The 17826-nt window shown below is 60.2% G+C and carries 16 protein-coding genes; 8 read left to right on the top strand and 8 right to left on the bottom strand.

The features are described from left to right. Nucleotides 1-268: 268 nt before the first annotated feature. The 3 genes from LIX91_RS11785 to LIX91_RS11775 are packed head-to-tail and all read right to left on the bottom strand — an operon-like array spanning nucleotide 269 to nucleotide 3983. Complete coding sequence (locus LIX91_RS11785) at nucleotides 269-2470, bottom strand: xanthine dehydrogenase family protein molybdopterin-binding subunit (protein WP_226488521.1); 2202 nt, start codon at nucleotides 2468-2470, stop codon at nucleotides 269-271. Continuing rightward, entirely contained in the window at nucleotides 2467-3456 is a 990-nt protein-coding gene (locus LIX91_RS11780; RefSeq protein ID WP_003419107.1) for an FAD binding domain-containing protein, read from the bottom strand. Before LIX91_RS11780 ends, LIX91_RS11785 begins: the two co-directional genes overlap by 4 nt. Further along, the gene (locus LIX91_RS11775) at nucleotides 3453-3983 is read right to left on the bottom strand and encodes a (2Fe-2S)-binding protein (RefSeq protein ID WP_003368718.1); all 531 of its coding nucleotides are present in this window, start codon (nucleotides 3981-3983) and stop codon (nucleotides 3453-3455) included. Before LIX91_RS11775 ends, LIX91_RS11780 begins: the two co-directional genes overlap by 4 nt. Nucleotides 3984-4248: 265 nt before the next feature. Between LIX91_RS11775 and LIX91_RS11770 the strand changes: the two genes are divergently transcribed. Together LIX91_RS11770 and trmA are read left to right on the top strand one after the other, a co-directional pair. Beyond that, entirely contained in the window at nucleotides 4249-5544 is a 1296-nt protein-coding gene (locus tag LIX91_RS11770; protein WP_003396212.1) for an NCS2 family permease, read from the top strand. Further along, the gene (trmA, locus tag LIX91_RS11765) at nucleotides 5541-6626 is read left to right on the top strand and encodes a tRNA (uridine(54)-C5)-methyltransferase TrmA (protein WP_003419108.1); all 1086 of its coding nucleotides are present in this window, start codon (nucleotides 5541-5543) and stop codon (nucleotides 6624-6626) included. The genes LIX91_RS11770 and trmA overlap by 4 nt, the downstream gene beginning before the upstream one ends. A gap of 173 nt (nucleotides 6627-6799) precedes the next feature. Here the strand turns inward: trmA and LIX91_RS11760 are convergent, their stop codons facing one another. Together LIX91_RS11760 and LIX91_RS11755 are read right to left on the bottom strand one after the other, a co-directional pair. Beyond that, complete coding sequence (locus tag LIX91_RS11760) at nucleotides 6800-7285, bottom strand: hypothetical protein (RefSeq protein ID WP_032703253.1); 486 nt, start codon at nucleotides 7283-7285, stop codon at nucleotides 6800-6802. Continuing rightward, entirely contained in the window at nucleotides 7285-8415 is a 1131-nt protein-coding gene (locus LIX91_RS11755) for a DUF6861 domain-containing protein (RefSeq protein ID WP_003419110.1), read from the bottom strand. The genes LIX91_RS11760 and LIX91_RS11755 overlap by 1 nt, the downstream gene beginning before the upstream one ends. A 502-nt stretch (nucleotides 8416-8917) precedes the next feature. On the opposite strand from LIX91_RS11755, the gene LIX91_RS11750 reads away from it, so the two are divergent. From LIX91_RS11750 to LIX91_RS11735, 4 genes are all read left to right on the top strand, one after another. Next, nucleotides 8918-9349, top strand: coding sequence for a Bro-N domain-containing protein (locus tag LIX91_RS11750; protein ID WP_003340777.1), 432 nt, complete (start codon nucleotides 8918-8920; stop codon nucleotides 9347-9349). Between the two features lie 137 nt (nucleotides 9350-9486). Then, the gene (locus tag LIX91_RS11745; protein ID WP_226488520.1) at nucleotides 9487-10773 is read left to right on the top strand and encodes an MFS transporter; all 1287 of its coding nucleotides are present in this window, start codon (nucleotides 9487-9489) and stop codon (nucleotides 10771-10773) included. Nucleotides 10774-10943: 170 nt separating this feature from the next. After that, a complete protein-coding gene (locus tag LIX91_RS11740) occupies nucleotides 10944-11837 on the top strand; it encodes a neutral zinc metallopeptidase (protein ID WP_003313827.1) in 894 nt (297 codons plus the stop codon). Nucleotides 11838-11841: 4 nt separating this feature from the next. Continuing rightward, on the top strand, nucleotides 11842-12831 hold the full coding sequence (locus tag LIX91_RS11735; protein ID WP_003313828.1) for a hypothetical protein: 990 nt from the start codon (nucleotides 11842-11844) through the stop codon (nucleotides 12829-12831). A 240-nt stretch (nucleotides 12832-13071) separates the two neighbouring features. On the opposite strand, the gene LIX91_RS11730 is transcribed toward LIX91_RS11735, so the two are convergent. The 3 genes from LIX91_RS11730 to LIX91_RS11720 form a co-directional block, all read right to left on the bottom strand. Beyond that, a complete protein-coding gene (locus tag LIX91_RS11730; RefSeq protein ID WP_003419117.1) occupies nucleotides 13072-13662 on the bottom strand; it encodes an HAD family hydrolase in 591 nt (196 codons plus the stop codon). Continuing rightward, nucleotides 13659-14528 carry an acyl-CoA thioesterase II gene (gene tesB, locus LIX91_RS11725; RefSeq protein ID WP_003424653.1) on the bottom strand — a complete coding sequence of 290 codons (870 nt, stop codon included), beginning with the start codon at nucleotides 14526-14528 and terminating at the stop codon, nucleotides 13659-13661. Before tesB ends, LIX91_RS11730 begins: the two co-directional genes overlap by 4 nt. A gap of 139 nt (nucleotides 14529-14667) precedes the next feature. Next, nucleotides 14668-15237: a GNAT family N-acetyltransferase gene (locus LIX91_RS11720; protein ID WP_003313831.1), complete on the bottom strand. Its 570-nt coding sequence runs from the start codon at nucleotides 15235-15237 to the stop codon at nucleotides 14668-14670. A gap of 120 nt (nucleotides 15238-15357) precedes the next feature. Between LIX91_RS11720 and LIX91_RS11715 the strand changes: the two genes are divergently transcribed. Beyond that, nucleotides 15358-16275, top strand: a complete 918-nt coding sequence (locus LIX91_RS11715; RefSeq protein ID WP_100073508.1) for a histone deacetylase — start codon at nucleotides 15358-15360, stop codon at nucleotides 16273-16275. A gap of 106 nt (nucleotides 16276-16381) precedes the next feature. Next, the gene (locus LIX91_RS11710) at nucleotides 16382-17620 is read left to right on the top strand and encodes a TIGR03862 family flavoprotein (RefSeq protein WP_226488551.1); all 1239 of its coding nucleotides are present in this window, start codon (nucleotides 16382-16384) and stop codon (nucleotides 17618-17620) included. Nucleotides 17621-17826: the final 206 nt, after the last annotated feature.

Below are 17826 nucleotides of genomic sequence, written 5' to 3'. Positions count from 1 at the left end.
GAATGCAATGACGCAGATCAATCGACCATCAAAGAGTAGTCCTGTTCAGCCAGTGTAGTCGTGTGGTCTATTGTCGCGTGGCGGGTTGTCTCACCTGCAGAGCGAGTGCAGAAGCGGAGTCCTTGCGAGCACCTATCGTTCCTCACGCTCCGCGTGGGAATGCCGTTCGTGACGCCCCGCGTCACATCTGCGCCGCACCGCCCATCCTCACTAGCCGTGTGCCAATGCAAAGCATTGGCACGATGGGCCGTTGGATTTACGTTCGCTGTTACAACAGTTTATCCAGCGTGATCGGAAACTCGCGGATCCGTTTGCCGGTGGCGTGATAGATAGCGTTGGCAATCGCTGCCGGCACACCCACGATGCCGATTTCGCCGACGCCCTTGGAACCCAGCGCGTTGACGATGTCGTCGTGCTCTTCGACAAACAGCACGTCGATATCACCAATGTCAGCGTTCACCGGGATGTGGTACTCGGCCAGGCTGTGGTTCATCGGACGGCCCAGGTCGTGGTCAAGCATCGCCTCTTCCTGAAGCGCCATGCCCATGCCCCATACAACGCCCCCCAGAATCTGGCTGCGCGCCATTTTCGGGTTCACGACCCTGCCCGCTGCGACGGCACTGACCACACGATTGACCTTGATAGTGCCCAGATCCTCGTCGACCAGCACTTCGACGAATACCGCCGAGTGCGTGGCTGCCGCATAGGCTTCGCGCTTCTTGTCCGGCTCGGCGTCGACTTGCACCTCGATGACACCGTGGGCCTGAGACGCGGCCAGTTCAGCCATCGACAGCGCCTGCTCGCCGACGTACAGCTTGCCTGCTTCAAAACGCACCTCATCCGGCGTGGCAGATGCGAACTGCGGATGAAGCCCCTTGGCCACTTCCAGCACCTGACGCTGCAAGGCCTGACACGCCTGCTGCACCGCTGTACCCACTGAAGACACGGTAAACGAGCCGCCCTGCAAAGGCGCGGTCGGCAACGAAGAGTCACCCAGCAGAAAGGTGACATTCTCCACATCAATGCCCGAGGCTTCAGCAGCGATCTGCGTCATCACGGTGTACGTTCCCGTGCCGATGTCAGTCGTGGCACTGCTGACCACCAAAGTGCCATCCGCCTCAAGACGCGCCTTGGCGCTGGCTTTCATCTGCATAGCCTCCCAGACACCACCCGCCATGCCCCAGCCAACCAGCTGGCGGCCTTGGCGCATGCTGCGTGGCTCAGGGTTGCGGCTGGACCAGCCAAAGCGTTCGGCACCCTGGGCGTAGCATTCGCGCAATTCCTTGCTCGAATACGGCTTGTCTTCGTTACCGTTGCGCTCGGCGTAGTTGGTCAGGCGCAGGCGCACCGGGTCGATGGCCAAGGCGTAAGCCAGCTCGTCCATGGCGCATTCCAGGCCGATCATGCCCAGGGCAGCACCTGGCGCACGCATATCGAGCGGTGTAAAGACGTCCAGCGGGACCAATTTGTAGGTCAACTGCACGTTGTCGCAGTGGTAGAGCATGCCGCTCCACTCCACGACGTGCTCGCTGAAGTCCTCGAAACGCGAAGTCTGCCCGATCGCCTCATGACCGACCGCCAGCAAACGGCCGTTGGCAGCCGCGCCCAGACGCAGACGCTGAATGGTGCGCGGGCGATAACCGAAGGTGAACATCTGCTGCCGGGTCAGCGTCAGACGCACGGAGCGCTTGAGGTGCAGTGCAGCCATCACCGCCAGCGGCAACTGATATTGCGGGCGCAGGCCAGAACCGAAAGCACCACCGACAAAGGCGGCCAGTACACGGATCTTGTCTTTTTCCAGGCCGAAGACCTTGTGCAGGTAGTCCTGACAGTTTTGCGTGCCCTGGGTCTTGTCGTGAATCTGCAAGCTGCCGTCGGCCTGATACAGGACGGTCGACGCATGCGGTTCCATCGGGTTGTGGTATTCGCTGGGCGTGCTGTAAGTCACGTCCACGCTCAACGCCGAGCTGGCCAGTTCACCTTCGAAGTTGCCACGCGGCGGCGGCAACTCGGCAGGCGCGTCATAAGCGGTGTCGAGCATGGCCTGCAGATCGGTCTGGTGCTCCTGCTGCTCATATTCGATGCGCACCAGCGAGCCTGCATGGCGGGCCAGTTCCAGCGTATCGGCAACGACCAGCGCCAGCGGTTGGCCGCTGTACATCACGTTGTCGTTGTAAAAAGGACGAAACGGAGAACCGTCGGCCGAATCGGCGTCCTCATAGTTTTCGTCGTAACTGGCCAGCCACGGACGATTGGTGTGGTCGATGACAGCGACCACACCCGGAACCTTCATTGCCTCGCTTGTATCGATGCTGGCGACGCGACCGTTGGCGATGGTGCTGGAGACCACGCTGCCATACAGCAACCCTTCTTCAGGGTATTCGCCGGCGTAACGTGCGCCACCGGTCACTTTCAATCGGCCGTCGACGCGGTCCACAGGCTTGCCCATTGGCGAAAATGGCTGGTTCATTGGGCGCTCCCTCCTGTTGCGGCATCGCTCAAGGCACGGATGATCGCGCGGCGGGCCAGTCTGACTTTGAAACCGTTGTGCTCCAGAGGCTGGGCATCTTCCAGCATGGCGTCTGCGGCAGCGGCGAAGTTCTCGCGGGTGACCGGCTTGCCGACCAACAGTGCCTCGACGGCCTTGTCGCGCCACGGTTTATGCGCGACGCCGCCCAATGCCAGACGCACGTCGCGAATCACGTCGCCGTCCAGATCGATGGCGGCAGCCACCGATATCAGGGCAAACGCGTAGGACGCACGGTCGCGGATCTTCAGGTAAGCGTTGTGGCTGACAAAGCCGTTTGCAGGCAGCTCGACGGCGACGATCAACTCATCGTCGGCCAACTGATTGTCACGCTGCGGCGCATCACCCGGCAGGCGATGGAAATCCGCGAACTCGATGGTGCGGCGACCGGCACGTCCTTGAACATGCACCACAGCTTCCAGCGCAGCCAGGGCCACGCACATGTCGGACGGGTGAGTCGCGACGCAATCTTCGCTGGCACCGAGGATCGCGTGAATGCGATTCAGGCCCGTGCGCGCCGGGCAGCCACTGCCGGGTTCGCGCTTGTTGCACGGCACGCCGGTGTCGTAGAAGTAATAGCAGCGAGTGCGTTGCAGCAGGTTGCCGCCGGTACTGGCCATGTTGCGCAGCTGCGGCGAAGCACCGGCCAGCACGGCTTTGCTCAGCAGCGGGTAACGCGCTTCGATCAGCGGGTGGTAGGCCAGGTCGGCGTTGCTGACCAACGCACCGATCATCAGACCGCCCGAGGCGGTTTCACTGACATCCCTTAAAGGCAGGCCGGTGATGTCGATCAGGTGCTCGGGCGTGGCGACATTTTCTTTCATCAGGTCGAGCAGATTGGTGCCGCCTGCAATGAAACGCGTGGCCGGTCCGCTCAGGTTGACCGCTGCGGTGATGTCGGTCGGCTTGCTGTAGGTAAACGGATTCATGCGTTCACCTCCGGCTTCGGCGCTGCATTGTGGAACTGCGGCAGCGCCTCTTCGACGGCGGCGAGGATATTGCTGTAGGCACCGCAGCGGCACAGGTTACCGCTCATCAGTTCCTGGATCTCGGCACGCGTGCTGGCGCGCCCCTCATTGGCAAGCCCGACTGCCGAGCAGATTTGCCCGGGCGTGCAGTAGCCGCACTGAAACGCATCGTTCTTGATGAACGCCTGCTGCATGGGGTGCAACTGGTCGCCATCGGCCAGGCCTTCAATGGTGGTCAGCTCGGCGCCGTCACACATGATCGCCAGCGTCAGGCAGGCATTGATGCGCGTGCCGTCGCGCAGTACGGTACACGCACCGCACTGACCGTGGTCGCAGCCTTTCTTGGTGCCGACCAGATCGAGCTGATCGCGCAGCAGGTCGAGCAAGGTGGTCCAGGGCAGCACATCCAGTTGGCGGAGCTGTCCGTTCAGGGTCAGGGAGATCGCGTGGGTGGCGAAGTCCTGGGGGTTCGGGGTCGTTGCACTCATGGAAACCTCACGGTAGGCGGTCACTTAGCGCACTTTTTATGCGTCTTAAGGGGTGGGACTTCGCGAGGTTTGCAACGTTCAGGCTTTCTTGATGAGCGTACTTGTCATCGAAAGGCCGTCATCCACAGGCAGCCATCCCGCCAAGCTGCTGGTATGATGCGCGGCTTTTTCCGACCCGCAAAAATCAAACGGGCTGCCCTGCAGTCTGTGCATTGCTGTTGGAGTCGATCATTCACGACGCGCGCCGCGTCACGGAGAGCCAGACATGCTGGAAAGGCTGTTTCAACTCAAGGCACACAACACCAACGTGCGAACCGAGATTCTTGCGGGCGTCACGACTTTCCTGGCGATGGCTTACATCCTGTTCGTCAACCCGAGCATCCTCGGCGAGACCGGCATGGACAAGGGCGCGGTATTCGTTGCCACCTGCCTGGCAGCGGCCATCGGCTCGACGGTGATGGGCCTGATCGCCAACTACCCGATTGCTCTGGCACCGGGCATGGGCCTGAACGCCTTCTTTACCTACACCGTGGTCCTGCACATGGGCCACAGCTGGCAGGTAGCGCTGGGCGCGGTGTTCATTTCAGCGGTGATGTTCTTCATCCTGTCGATCTTCCGCATCCGTGAATGGATCATCAACAGCATTCCCCTGCCCCTGCGGTCGGCGATTGCGGCCGGTATCGGCCTGTTCCTGGCGCTGATCGCCCTGCATAACGCCGGTATCGTGGTCAGCAACCCGGCGACCATGGTCGGCATGGGCGATCTCAAGCAGCCCGCCCCGGTACTGGCGACGCTGGGCTTCTTTCTGATCGTGGCCCTGGACTACCTCAAGGTGCGCGGCGCCGTGCTGATCGGCATCCTAGCGGTGACCCTGGTGTCCATCGCCCTGGGCTTCTCGCCGTTTGGCGGTGTGGTGTCGATGCCGCCTTCGCTGGCACCGACCTTCATGCAACTGGACATCATGGGTGCGCTGGACGTCGGTCTGGTCAGCATCATCTTCGCCTTCCTGTTCGTCGACATCTTCGACAACTCCGGCACCCTGATCGGCGTGGCCAAACGCGCCGGGCTGATGGGCAAGGACGGGCACATGCCGAAGATGGGCCGTGCGCTGATCGCCGACAGTACTGCCGCGATGGCCGGCTCCCTGCTGGGCACCTCGACCACTACCAGCTACATCGAGTCGGCGGCAGGCGTGAGTGCCGGTGGCCGCACAGGTCTGACTGCCGTGGTGGTCGCCGTGCTGTTTCTGCTGGCGCTGTTCTTCGCTCCACTGGCCGGCAGCGTGCCCGCCTTCGCGACCGCACCCGCGCTGCTGTTCGTCGCCGTGTTGATGGCGTCCGGCATGGCGGAAATCGACTGGGATGACATCACGGTCGCAGCGCCAGTAGTCATCACGGCCCTGGCCATGCCATTCACCTACTCCATCGCCAACGGCATTGCCTTTGGCTTCATTTCCTGGACAGCGATCAAGCTGCTGTCGGGACGCTGGCGCGAGCTGAATTCGGCGTTGGTGATCCTGTCGATCCTGTTCGTGATCAAGCTGGGCTGGTTCAACGCATGAGTGTTCCCTTCGATCCTGCGAGCTACGACCGTCAGCTCGAAGAAAAAGCCGTTCGCCTGCGCGAGTTGCTGGCGCCGTTCGATGCACCCGAACCGCAGGTGTTCGACTCGCCACGCGAACACTATCGGCTGCGCGCCGAGTTCCGCCTGTGGCGCGAAGACCAGAAGCGCTACTACGCGATGTTCGCGCCGGGCGACAACAGGACGCCGATCCTGCTCGAAGGCCTGCCAATCGCCAGCGAGCGCATCAACGCGCTGATGCCGGTGCTGCGCGAGCGCTGGGAAGCCAGCCCGACGTTGAACCACAAGCTGTTTCAGGTGGACTTCCTGACCACGCTGGCAGGCGACGCGATGATCACCCTGTGCTATCACCGCCCGCTGGACGCCGAATGGCAGGCCGCAGCCGAGCAACTGGCCGCCGAGCTGGACGTCAGCCTGATTGGCCGTTCCAAGGGTCAGAAGCTGGTCATCGGCCATGATTACGTGACCGAGAAGCTCGACGTGGCTGGCCGCACCTTCAGCTACCGGCAACCGGAAGGCGCTTTCACCCAGCCCAACGGCACGGTGAACGGCAAGATGCTCAACTGGGCCTTCGACGCCCTGGGCGAGCGGCAGGACGACCTGCTGGAGCTGTATTGCGGCAATGGCAACTTCACCCTGCCGCTGGCCACCCGCGTGCGCAAGGTGCTGGCGACCGAAATCAGCAAGACCTCGGTCAATGCGGCGCTAAGCAACCTGGATGACAATGGCGTGGACAACGTCACGCTGGTGCGCCTGTCCGCCGAAGAACTGACCGAAGCCCTGAATGAAGTGCGCCCGTTCCGCCGTCTGCACGGTGTGGACTTGAAGAGCTACGATTTCGGCAGCGTGTTCGTCGACCCGCCCCGCGCCGGCATGGACCCGGACACCTGCGAACTGACCCGGCGCTTCGAGCGCATTCTGTACATATCCTGCAACCCGGAAACCCTGGCCGCCAACATCGCCCAACTGCACGACACCCACCGGGTCGAGCGCTGCGCACTGTTCGATCAGTTTCCGTACACCCACCACATGGAATCAGGCGTGCTGCTGGTTAGGCGCTGAGCCTCCTCTGACGGACTATCGTGCCGATGCTACGCGTCGGTATGTAGTTCTGGACGCTTCGCGTCCTATCGTTTCTCGCTTCCTATCTAGCACCAGAAAAATAAATATAGTGGCAGCTCAGCCGCGCCCCAAGCGACCCTCGATATTTACCTGGAGATTCTTAATCTCTATAGTTACCAGCACCCAACCAATCGCTCCATAACAGTATTTCGTGCCGATATAGAAGCAAGGGCCTTTTCATCAACTTCCTGAACACCATCGCAAAAACGGTAAACCTTAAAACTTTCACTAAAGACTGAGATTAGGCGCATGAACAAGAAACCATCAACTTCCACGCCCCCCTCGTCCAGTTCGAGTATGAGCAGCGCTTTGTACTGACCCGCATTACGCAGGGTTTTGCCATCGTGTTGAAAATAGTCCTCAAGCGCCTGACCTCTGAGTATTTCCATCCTGATCCAAGGTTCACTTTCTTGCTGAGTACTCCATTGCTTATTGACCTCCCATTTATTTATCTTCAAATCTAGAAAACTGCAGGCACTTAAAAATTCTTCATCTTGAACATACGAGACCGGTACATCGCCCCATGCCTGGAGGATCAAATTTTCTCTTTCGGGCAACACGCCACCCGATTCCAAAGCAACAGCGTATTTATCAGTCATTACATATTCCCCGTTTCCTGCAAGCGTTTCAGACCTTTCTCCGCATTCCGGATCAACTCATCTCTTACGGACTGAGGCAGGCGTTTAAAGGCTTTATCGATCTGAGGGGCCAGCGGCTTGGAAAGATCGGGCCTGAAATCCACGATGGAGTCTTTTCCTCCACCCGATTGTATTTGAAGCTTACCATTGGGTTCGATATCAACGCGTAACAGCCGTTTGCGTCCGTTTATCACAGCCTCTACAGGCTGACCAATAGTTTCACTCGCTTTGATTATGCCTTTTGCATTTTCTAGGTTCTTTTCGCCTTCACGGTTAGAGTACGGTACGGGGGTAAAAGCGTCTTGAGCATCCAGCGTACTCTTGCTCGACCCCGGCCTCTGCAAATCAGGTCGCTTCTTCAGTGCATCCTCATGCTTCAGCATCCACTGCCCCAGTCGTTCGCCTCTGGGGCTGGCTCGCATTTCCTGCGCGAGAAGGCGTGCGTCGCCTCGGCCACGTGTCAGGTATTCAACCATTGCGCCCAACAACAGCAGCACGACTTCCACGTGCCCTTTTGCGATGTCTTGAGTGGCGCTGTTCTGGGCGTAAGGATCGTCGCTCATGAACGGGTTTAGCCCTTGTTCGCGAGGCCCTTGCCATGCTGTTTTGATGCCGCTCAAGTAATAGCCGACGATGCGCGGGAATCCATCGACCACGTACTCGGCGATGGACTTCAGACCCAGCACTCCCAAAATGAAGGTACTGGTCTGTAATCCCAGCGCAGTGCCGAGAGCGCCACCGGGATAAGCACCTACCCCGAAGAAAGCTGAGCCAACCCCTGCGCCTATCAAGCCTCCGGTTAAGGCACTGCCCACTACAATCATGGCCGTCTGGGCAACAACATTGATCAAATCCTTGATGATGCTGGCGATGTCGAGGTCCGAAAAACGCTGTACCAATATGCGACCAGCCTCCCATTCAGCGAGGACGAATGCCCTTCTTACGCAATCAAAACGACGAATGATCAGCGATCGCGAAGGTGCAGGTTCGTTACGTTGATTGCGAAAGTGGCCGCCTGGCTGATACCCCATGTCGTGGTTCAGCCTTTGTCGCAGCTCACTCCACGAAGGCAGCATGTGGAAAAACAACATTCAGTGTCTCCCTGACAACTCTTGATACAGCCCATTGCCAATGGAACCTACCAGAAGGCATGCAAGAGTTTTGGGGCTGCACATCAAACCCGTGAAATTCGGAAAGTTCTTACAACGCGCCAACTTGCTCAAATGTCCTTCGAGCGCTGTGCCTCTGGCTGGACATCGTTGAGCCTCATTTGTGGGAATAAGCAGCTACAACATGTAGGACTAATCTGATCCCGCGGTTGACTACTTGTCCACACGCCAACCCCACTCTAGTCTACGTGCCGTCGCTGCTGAATCAGCGGCCGGATTTAGCGATCCGAACCATCAAAAGCATCAGTGCACCGCAATCGGCCTCACGCATTACAATGCGTGAGTGCTTGTTATGGTGACTGTGTGTGGGAGGCCTTCGGGTCTGCCGGTTTCTTTGATGGCCGGTTCGCTAACCTGCGCACAGTCGCCACCCTGTTGTTTAGCGACGACAGCTGGTGACTCAACATCAAAGACTGAGTGCCCCATGAAGACCGACCCGAAACTTATCCTTTGCACCGACTGTGTAGAACCCCTGATATTCATCCGCCATCACCGTGCGCTGCGTGCGGTACGCCTGGGGTATCAATGCTGGTTTTCCCTGCAGGACATGGCTCGGCTGATGGGCAAGGCGCTGGACGAGCGCTCGACCCGTAAACTGGACAGCGATCAACACCGCCATGTGTGGCTGCACAGTCATGGCGAATGGCAAAAATGCCTGATGATCAGCGATTCAGGCATTTACGCGCTATTGGTGCATCACTACGTACCGGAAAACCGCGCATTGCGCCTATGGCTCAGCAGCGAAGTAATTCCGACGCTACGTAGCGAATTCACACCGCCTGCACGTCACATTACGGTGGTCTGGTGGCGTCGAATGCTTGGCCTGCCGCCTGCAAGAGAAAAGTTCGCCGCGTGAGCACTCTGCATAAGGAGCAAGGGTGCATCTGTTCATGCTCATCACCGCGAAACTGTCAGAATATTTATTAGCTTCCTATCGATACGCTGGGGTATAAACCAAAACCTGAATCAGCTGCTTCGATGGGATCCTTTTTCTTGAGCTCCGAGTCTTCCGCGCCTTCTGTACCGGTCAAGTTGTCCAGCCAGCCCGGTTTCGTCAGTTTTATCCTCTCGCGCCTGATGGCCGTGTTTGCCATGCAGATTCAGGCGGTGGTCGTTGCCTGGCAGGTCTATGACATGACCCGCGAGCCGATGGCGCTGGCCTATGTGGGTCTTGCTCAGTTCATTCCCATGTTGCTGCTGTTGATGCCTGCCGGGGATCTGATTGACCGCTACAACCGCAAGGTCATCCTGATGCTCAGTTGGGGTGTGCAGGCGATCTGTGGCGTCATTCTGCTGGTGTTCTCGGCGCTGAAGCTGCAAGACCTGCGGCTGATCTACGGCGCGCTGATGCTGTACGGCTGCGCCCGCGCCTTTACCGGTCCGGCGCTGCAAAGTCTGTTGCCGCAGATTGTCCCGCGCGACCAGCTTGCCTCGGCCATCGCCACCAACAGCGTGATCATGCGCTGTTCGACCGTCGGTGGCCCGCTGATCGGTGGCTATCTTTACTGGCTGGGCGGCGCAGAGTTGACCTATTCGGTCTGCGTCGCAGCATTCATAGCCGGCATCCTGTTTCTGGCCCCCGTGGCAACGCCCTTTGCCGGCAAGCCGGTGGAACTGGGCTCCAGCGCCTGGGGCCGGTTCACCGCAGGCATTGCTTTCATTCGCTCGCGGCCGATCATACTTGGCACCATTTCGCTGGACCTGTTCGCCGTGCTGCTCGGCGGCGTGGTGGCGCTGCTGCCGATCTACGCCCATGAAGTGCTGCACCTCGGGCCGCAAGGGCTGGGCATGCTGCGGGCGTCGATGAGCCTGGGAGAACTGGGCGTGGGCATTTACCTGAGCATCCGCCCGTTGCAGCGCAACGTCGGCATGACCATGTTTCTCGCCGTCGGCCTGTTCGGCGTAGCGAATCTGGTGTTTGCACTGTCTACCCTGTTCTGGCTGTCGTGCCTGGCCCTGCTGATCGCGGGCGCGGCCGACATGGTCAGCGTGTTCATCCGTTCGGCGCTGGTGCAGTTCTCGACGCCGGACAACATGCGCGGCCGGGTCAATGCGGTGAACATGCTGTTTATTGGCTCCTCCAACGAGCTGGGCGAGTTCCGTGCAGGCACCAGCGCCTCGCTGGTCGGCGCAATTCCTGCCGCAATTATGGGGGGTGTCTGCACGCTGGGCGTGGTCGGCGCCTGGATGACGGGCTTCAAATCGTTGCGCCAGGTCGACCGTTTTGCCGACGCCTCGCCGTCGGATGTACTCAACGCGCAGCCCGTGAAACAGGCCTGACAGCGGCAGGTTTCAGCAAAACACAGCCGCGGCACAGCTTGCGCGAACCAATCAGCCCCGTTACACCTCTATACCCTCGCATTCTGCACACGACGCTGGCCGGAACGCCGGACTGGCGTATTCGCGTATCAGCAGCGACACTCATTGCACGAAAAGAAGAGGGATCCGACATGCTCTGGAAAAAAGGCCGACGCAGCGACAACGTAGTCGATGCGCGCGATGGCGGCAGCAGTGGTGGCGGCGGCGGTGGCATGCGCATCGGCGGCAAAGGGCTGGGTATCGGCGGCATCGTGATCATCGTCGCCATCGGCCTGCTGACCGGCCAGGACCCGATGCAGATTCTTGGCCAGTTGACCGGCCAAGTGACCGAGCAAAGTGCCCCGCCCAGCGCGCAAACGCGTGAAGCGCCGCCGGCCAACGACCAGCAGGCCGAATTCGTGCGCAGCATCCTTGGCGATACCGAAGACACCTGGCGCGCCGTATTCGCCCAGAACGGTCGCGAATACAAGGACCCTACGCTGGTGCTGTTCAGCGGCCAGGTCAACTCCGCCTGCGGTCGCGCCACGTCGGCAACAGGTCCGTTCTATTGCCCGGCTGACCAGCAGGTCTATCTGGACATGGAGTTCTTCCGTGAAATGGCCCAGCGCTTTTCCGCCGCTGGCGACTTCGCTCAGGCTTACGTGATCGCCCACGAAGTCGGGCACCATGTGCAGACCCTGCTGGGCATTTCCGCCAAGGTCGACAAGGCTCGCCAAGCCGGACAGAAAATGGAAGGTGCCAACGGTTTACTGGTCCGCCAGGAGCTGCAAGCGGACTGCTTTGCCGGTGTTTGGGCCTACAACGCACAAAATCGTTTGAACTGGCTCGAGCCGGGTGATATTGAAGAAGCATTGAACGCGGCCAACGCTATCGGCGATGATCGCTTGCAACAGCAAAGCAGTGGTCGAGTCGCCCCAGACTCCTTCACTCACGGCACGTCTGCACAGCGTGTACGCTGGTTCAAGGCAGGCTTTGCCCAAGGTCAAATCAATCAATGCGATACATTCGCCGCCAAGAGTCTCTGAGCACATGATTAAACCGCTTCTGGTCCTGTTGTTGAGCACTGCCTTCGTGAGCCTCGGGGCGCATGCCGAGGATCAAGCGGTCAATTCCATCAGCCCGGATCGCCTCGCCATCAATGGCGCAGAGGCGACCCTCGGGCTGAGCCAGGAGTGGGTACACCCCAAGCCGAAGATCGAACGCGTGGTGATCGTCCTGCACGGTCGCCTGCGCAATGCGCAAACCTACCTGCGCAGCATAGAACGCGCGGCCAACCAGTCCAGAGAGCGCGGCAAGACCTTGCTGATCGCCCCGCAATTTCTGGATGAAAGGGATATCGTTGCGCACCACTTGCCTGACTCGATCCTGCGCTGGCGCCAGAACAGCTGGATGGAAGGCGCGACTTCCACCGATCCCAAGCCGGTCAGCTCGTTCCTGGTGCTGGACCACATCCTCAAGCGCCTGAGCGACAGCAAGCTGTTTCCCAACCTGAAGGAAATCGTCATTGCCGGGCACTCCGGTGGTGCCCAGGTGGTGCAGCGCTACGCAATGATCGGCGGCAAGGAAGACGCCCTGCTGCAACGTGAAGGGGTGAAGCTGCGCTACGTGATCGCCAATCCGTCGTCCTACGCTTACTTCGACGCGGAACGGCCTGAACCGGTAACCGCGCAAAGCTGCCCGAACTTCAACGACTGGAAATACGGCCTCAACAAGATGCCGTTCTACTCGGGCAAGGAAAAGCCGGCTGACATCGAGAAGAATTACGTGAAGCGCGACATCACTTACCTGATGGGCGAGCTGGACACCGACCGCAACCACCCGGCGCTGGACAAGACCTGTGCCGCCGAAGCGCAAGGCGCCTACCGCCTGATTCGCGGGCAGAACTACTTCAACTATCTGCAGAAGCGTCACCCGGAAGGGTTGAACCAGCGCCTGGTGATCGTGCCGAAAGTCGGCCACAACGGCGACGGGATCTTCACCTCACCGCAAGGCCAGGCGGTGCTGTTCAAGCCGTTTTGAGTGATATGGATATAACTATCGTCCCCACGCTCCGCGTTCAACGCTACATACAAGTCCGCTTTTGATTCTGGCCGGAGGCCGTGGGAGCGAACTTGTTCGCGAAAGGGTCAACATAATCGTCGAAAATGCATCGACTGAAATACCGTCTTCGCGAGCAATGCGGATCGCCGCCCCGGTCGCTCCCACAAAGACTTGTGGATAACGATGAGCGCTCCGCATTGGCACAATAAGCAGCTCAGATCACCCCAGCATCCCGCGCAGCACTGTGCAATCCACCGCGTGCCAGTCAGTCAGCTCTGGCCATGGGTTGTCCTTCAGGTTGACCAGAACGGTCTTGGCGCCCGCCGCACGGCCGCAGTTCAGGTCATGCATATAGTCGCCGATCATGACCATCTGCTCCGGCTCGACACTCCAGCGAGTGGCCAGCTGCAGCAAACCTGCCGGGTCCGGTTTGGGAGTCGCCTCGTCGCGGCCCAGCACATCCTCGACGGCAAAGCAGTCATCCAGGCCGATAGCCTTCAAGGTGATATACGCCAGCTCCTGAGCGTTACGGGTGAGTATGCCCAGTTGATAACCGCGCGCCGACAACTCGCGAACCAGTTCGACCGCGCCCTCGGCAGGCTGCGAAGCCAGTGCCAGCTCGCGTTCATGCTCCAGCAGCCAGGCGTGCTTGGCCGCCGATTCCTCAGCGGGCAACGCAGCAAGATGCCCAAGAATGTCGTCGTCCTGGGGGATGCCCAATTCACGTTTGATGGCCGGGAAGTCGTGGATAGGGACGGTCAAGGTACCGTCCATGTCGAACACCCAGTGCCGTATACCTTCGAGTGTCATGCCCAATCCTTACGATGGCGGATCAGCCCTTCCTGACTGACCGATGCGACCAGTTGCCCGGCGCGGTTGAAGATACTGCCGCGCGAGAAGCCGCGCGAGTTGCCTGCCCACGGGCTGTCCATCGCGTAGAGCAGCCAGTCATCGGTGCGCAGGTCGTTGTGGAACCACAGCGAGTGGTCAAGGCTGGCAACCTGCATGTCGCGCTGCCAGACCGTCTTGCCGTGCGGCAGCAATGATGTGGTCAGCAAGTTGAAGTCGGAGGCATAGGCGAGCATGTAACGATGCAGCGCCTGCACATCCGAGAGGCTGCCATCGGCGCGGAACCACACGTATTTCACGGGCTCGCCGGGCTTGGGGTCGTAGGGATCCTCGGAAGTCACCGGGCGGAACTGGATCGGTTTGGGGCGCAGAAACTTGTCGTGCATCGCTTCAGGAATCAGGTGCGCGCGGCGGGTCAGCAACTCCAGCTCGGACGGCAGGTCTTCCGGGCCGACAATCTGCGGCATCGTCGCCTGGTGCTCGAAGCCCTCTTCGTCGTACTGAAACGAAGCACTGCAGGTGAAGATTGGCTTGCCCTTCTGGATGGCAGTGACGTGGCGCGTGCTGAAACTGCCGCCGTCACGTACGCGGTCCACCTGATAGACCACCGGCAAACCGGCATCGCCGGGACGCAGGAAGTAGCCGTGCAACGAGTGAACATGACGGTCCTCTTCGACCGTCTGACTGGCGGCGGACAACGACTGACCCAGCACCTGACCACCAAACAATTGGCGAAAGCCCAAATCCTGGCTATGCCCGCGGAACAGGTTTTCTTCAATGGCTTCCAGCGTCAGCAACTCAACCAGATCATCCAGCACTTGGCTCATTCTCATTCCTCTCGTACATCGACTTTGCACTGGTACGGCAACAGCAGTCGCTGCATTTTCCGACAGGCCTCGGGCCCATCCCACTGGAACGGAATGATACAGACTTAAGATGGTTGGCTTAATTCAATCTGCACCCTGATCAAGGCTTCAGCGTCTTGAGCCACTGCTCATGGCTGATCCGGTACAGCACGTGCGGCTTGAGCGGGTGACCGTCCTCAAGGTTCGGGTGATCGAAACTGCCGGACTCATCCTGCTGCATACCGATTGCCTGCATCACCTTTTGTGACGGCTGATTATTGACCGCCGTGAACGACACGATCTCCTTCAGCTCCAGGCGCTCGAAACCACAGCCCAGCGCGGTCCAGGCCGCCTCGCTGGCAAAGCCCAGGCCCCAGTGGTCATAAGCCAGGCGCCAGCCGATCTCCACGGCCGGGGTGAAAGGCGCCTTGAAACCCACCACATGCAGCCCGGTAAAACCGATGAACTCGCCGGTGTCCTTGCGCTCCAGCGCCCAGAGCCCGAAACCCAGTTCGGCAAAATGACCCCGCAGCCGCCCGATCATGGCAGCACTTTCAAGGTGGCTCAGGGGCTTCGGAAAATAGCGCATGACGCGAGGGTCCGCACTCATCCGGGCGAACGCCGGCAAGTCATCGTCACGCCACTGCCGCATCCGCAGCCGGGCGCTATCAAGCTTGAGTATCGGTTCCATCGATTCCCCCGTGTAACGAGACATGAATGGGCGTCAGTGCGGGTATCCACTGCGCCACACAACTGGGCGTGCGAATACTTTACTGGCACTATCGGGCTTCGGCCCCTCAACGGACGCAAAATGTCCCTACCGCTTATCTACCACGAAGACTACAGCCCGGACTTCCCGGCGGATCATCGCTTCCCGATGGACAAGTTTCGTTTGTTGCGCGATTACTTGATCGACAGCGGCCTGACCAGTGACGTTCAATTAATGCGTCCCGAGTTGTGCCCGGCGGACATTCTGGCGCTGGCTCACGATCCTTCCTACATCAGCCGCTACCTTAGCGGCGATCTGTCGCGCGAAGACCAGCGGCGTCTCGGACTGCCGTGGAGCGAGGCTCTGGCACGCCGGACCATCCGTGCGGTAGGCGGCTCACTGCTGACGGCCGAACAGGCCCTCACGCATGGCCTGGCCTGTCATCTGGCGGGCGGCACCCACCATGCGCACTATGACTACCCGGCGGGTTTCTGCATTTTCAATGACCTGGCGGTGATCAGTCAGTACCTGCTGCAAAGCGGCCGCGTGGACAAGGTCCTGATCTTTGACTGCGATGTGCATCAGGGTGACGGCACGGCGCGCATTCTGGCCGATACCGAGGACGCCATTACCGTCTCGCTGCACTGCGAAAAGAACTTCCCGGCACGCAAAGCGCAGAGCGACTGGGATATCCCGCTGCCAATGGGCATGGGCGACGCCGATTACCTCAATGTGGTCGACGACCTGCTCAACTACCTGCTGCCGTTCTACAAGCCTGACCTGGTGCTGTACGACGCAGGTGTGGATGTCCACAAGGATGATGCGCTGGGCTATCTGCAGCTCAGCGACCAGGGGCTGGCCAATCGCGACGAAGCGGTGCTGCGTCATTGCCTGGGCCGCGACATTCCGGTCATGGGCGTGATCGGCGGTGGCTACAGCAAGGACCGCCAGGCACTGGCAAGGCGCCACGGGATCCTCCATCACAGTGCGCAACGGGTCTGGAACGACATGGGCCTGTGACCCTGCGCGGTACTTCGCCTCAGTCGCAGCGCATGACGTGCGCCACACCTTGAAAGAGCGCTCGGGTAGAATGCCCCACCCCTCTGCTATCGATATTTCGTTGACCATGACCGACCTCGCCCCCTCCACTGCCCGAACCGTCGCCATCATCGGAGGCGGCCCTGCGGGGCTGATGGCAGCAGAAGTGTTGAGCCAGGCCGGACTGAGGGTCGACCTGTACGACGGCATGCCGTCGGTTGGGCGCAAGTTTCTGCTCGCCGGGGTGGGCGGTATGAACATAACCCACTCCGAGCCCTACCCGGCTTTTCTGGCGCGCTATGCCGAACGGTCGCCGATGATCGCACCGCTGTTGCGCGGCTTTGACGCTGATGCGCTGTGCCAGTGGATTCATGTACTGGGCATCGAGACCTTTGTCGGCAGCTCGGGGCGCGTGTTTCCCACAGACATGAAAGCCGCCCCCCTGCTACGCGCCTGGCTCAAGCGGTTGCGTGACGCGGGTGTCACGATTCACACGCGGCATCGCTGGTCGGGCTGGAACGCCGATGGCAGCCTGCGTATCACGAATGCTGACGGTGAACTGGCGATCAAACCTGCAGCCACGTTGCTGGCGCTGGGCGGCGCCAGTTGGGCGCGGCTGGGGTCTGACGGGGCCTGGCTGCCATGGCTGCAGGCAAGGCAGGTCGAGGTTGCGCCTTTGCAGGCCGCCAATTGTGGTTTCGAGGTGAGCGCCTGGAGCGACCTGCTGCGTGACAAGTTTGCCGGTGCGCCACTGAAAAATATCGCGATGGGCCTGCATGGCCATGCCCTGCGTCTGGGCGAATGTGTGCTGACCGCGACGGGCGTGGAAGGTAGCCTGGTGTATGCGCTGTCGGCGCAGATTCGTGAACAGATCAACCTCTACGGCTCAGCGGTTGTGGATATCGATCTGCTGCCCGGCAAAGCGCTGACAGACATTCAAAAAGCCCTGAGCAAACCCCGCGGCTCTCGCTCGATGTCTAAGCATCTGCACAGCCAATTGGGGCTGGACGGCGCGAAGGCAGCGCTGCTGCGCGAGCTGGCGCCTCGTGAAGCGTTTGCCGATCCGCAGCTGTTGAGCGAGGCCATCAAGGCGCTGCCACTGCCCCTGATCAAACCGCGCCCCATTGATGAGGCCATTAGCACCGCAGGGGGCGTTACCTTCGAGGCCATGGACGAGCGCCTGATGCTCAGGCAACTGCCCGGCGTATTCTGCGCCGGTGAAATGATCGACTGGGAAGCGCCGACCGGCGGCTACCTGCTGACCGCCTGCTTCGCCAGCGGCCGCGCTGCGGGGTTGGGGATGGTCGAGTGGCTGCAATCGCGCTGATCATGATCGTCGCCACGCTCCGCGCTTATTGTTATGTAAAAGTCCGCTTTTGATTCTGCCCGAAGGCCGTGGGAGCGAACCGGGCGACGCTTCGCTTGTTCGCGAAGAGGGTGTTTCAATCGATGCATTTTCGGCGATTATACGGGCCCCTTCGCGAACAAGTTCGCTCCTACGGCCTCCGGCCAGAATCAAAAACGAACTTGTGT

It is taken from the genome of Pseudomonas sp. B20 (genome assembly GCF_020515755.1).
GTDB lineage: Bacteria > Pseudomonadota > Gammaproteobacteria > Pseudomonadales > Pseudomonadaceae > Aquipseudomonas > Aquipseudomonas syringae.
Note: the sequence above shows the minus strand (reverse complement) of the source record. Positions and strands in the feature narration are given on the sequence as shown.

Coding starts and splice junctions, on each gene's coding strand:
- LIX91_RS11785 (WP_226488521.1), bottom strand. CDS start 2,470: ATGAACCAGCCATTTTCGCCAATGGGCAAGCCTGTGGACCGCGTCGAC.
- LIX91_RS11780 (WP_003419107.1), bottom strand. CDS start 3,456: ATGAATCCGTTTACCTACAGCAAGCCGACCGACATCACCGCAGCGGTC.
- LIX91_RS11775 (WP_003368718.1), bottom strand. CDS start 3,983: ATGAGTGCAACGACCCCGAACCCCCAGGACTTCGCCACCCACGCGATC.
- LIX91_RS11770 (WP_003396212.1), top strand. CDS start 4,249: ATGCTGGAAAGGCTGTTTCAACTCAAGGCACACAACACCAACGTGCGA.
- trmA (WP_003419108.1), top strand. CDS start 5,541: ATGAGTGTTCCCTTCGATCCTGCGAGCTACGACCGTCAGCTCGAAGAA.
- LIX91_RS11760 (WP_032703253.1), bottom strand. CDS start 7,285: ATGACTGATAAATACGCTGTTGCTTTGGAATCGGGTGGCGTGTTGCCC.
- LIX91_RS11755 (WP_003419110.1), bottom strand. CDS start 8,415: ATGTTGTTTTTCCACATGCTGCCTTCGTGGAGTGAGCTGCGACAAAGG.
- LIX91_RS11750 (WP_003340777.1), top strand. CDS start 8,918: ATGAAGACCGACCCGAAACTTATCCTTTGCACCGACTGTGTAGAACCC.
- LIX91_RS11740 (WP_003313827.1), top strand. CDS start 10,944: ATGCTCTGGAAAAAAGGCCGACGCAGCGACAACGTAGTCGATGCGCGC.
- LIX91_RS11735 (WP_003313828.1), top strand. CDS start 11,842: ATGATTAAACCGCTTCTGGTCCTGTTGTTGAGCACTGCCTTCGTGAGC.
- LIX91_RS11730 (WP_003419117.1), bottom strand. CDS start 13,662: ATGACACTCGAAGGTATACGGCACTGGGTGTTCGACATGGACGGTACC.
- tesB (WP_003424653.1), bottom strand. CDS start 14,528: ATGAGCCAAGTGCTGGATGATCTGGTTGAGTTGCTGACGCTGGAAGCC.
- LIX91_RS11720 (WP_003313831.1), bottom strand. CDS start 15,237: ATGGAACCGATACTCAAGCTTGATAGCGCCCGGCTGCGGATGCGGCAG.
- LIX91_RS11715 (WP_100073508.1), top strand. CDS start 15,358: ATGTCCCTACCGCTTATCTACCACGAAGACTACAGCCCGGACTTCCCG.
- LIX91_RS11710 (WP_226488551.1), top strand. CDS start 16,382: ATGACCGACCTCGCCCCCTCCACTGCCCGAACCGTCGCCATCATCGGA.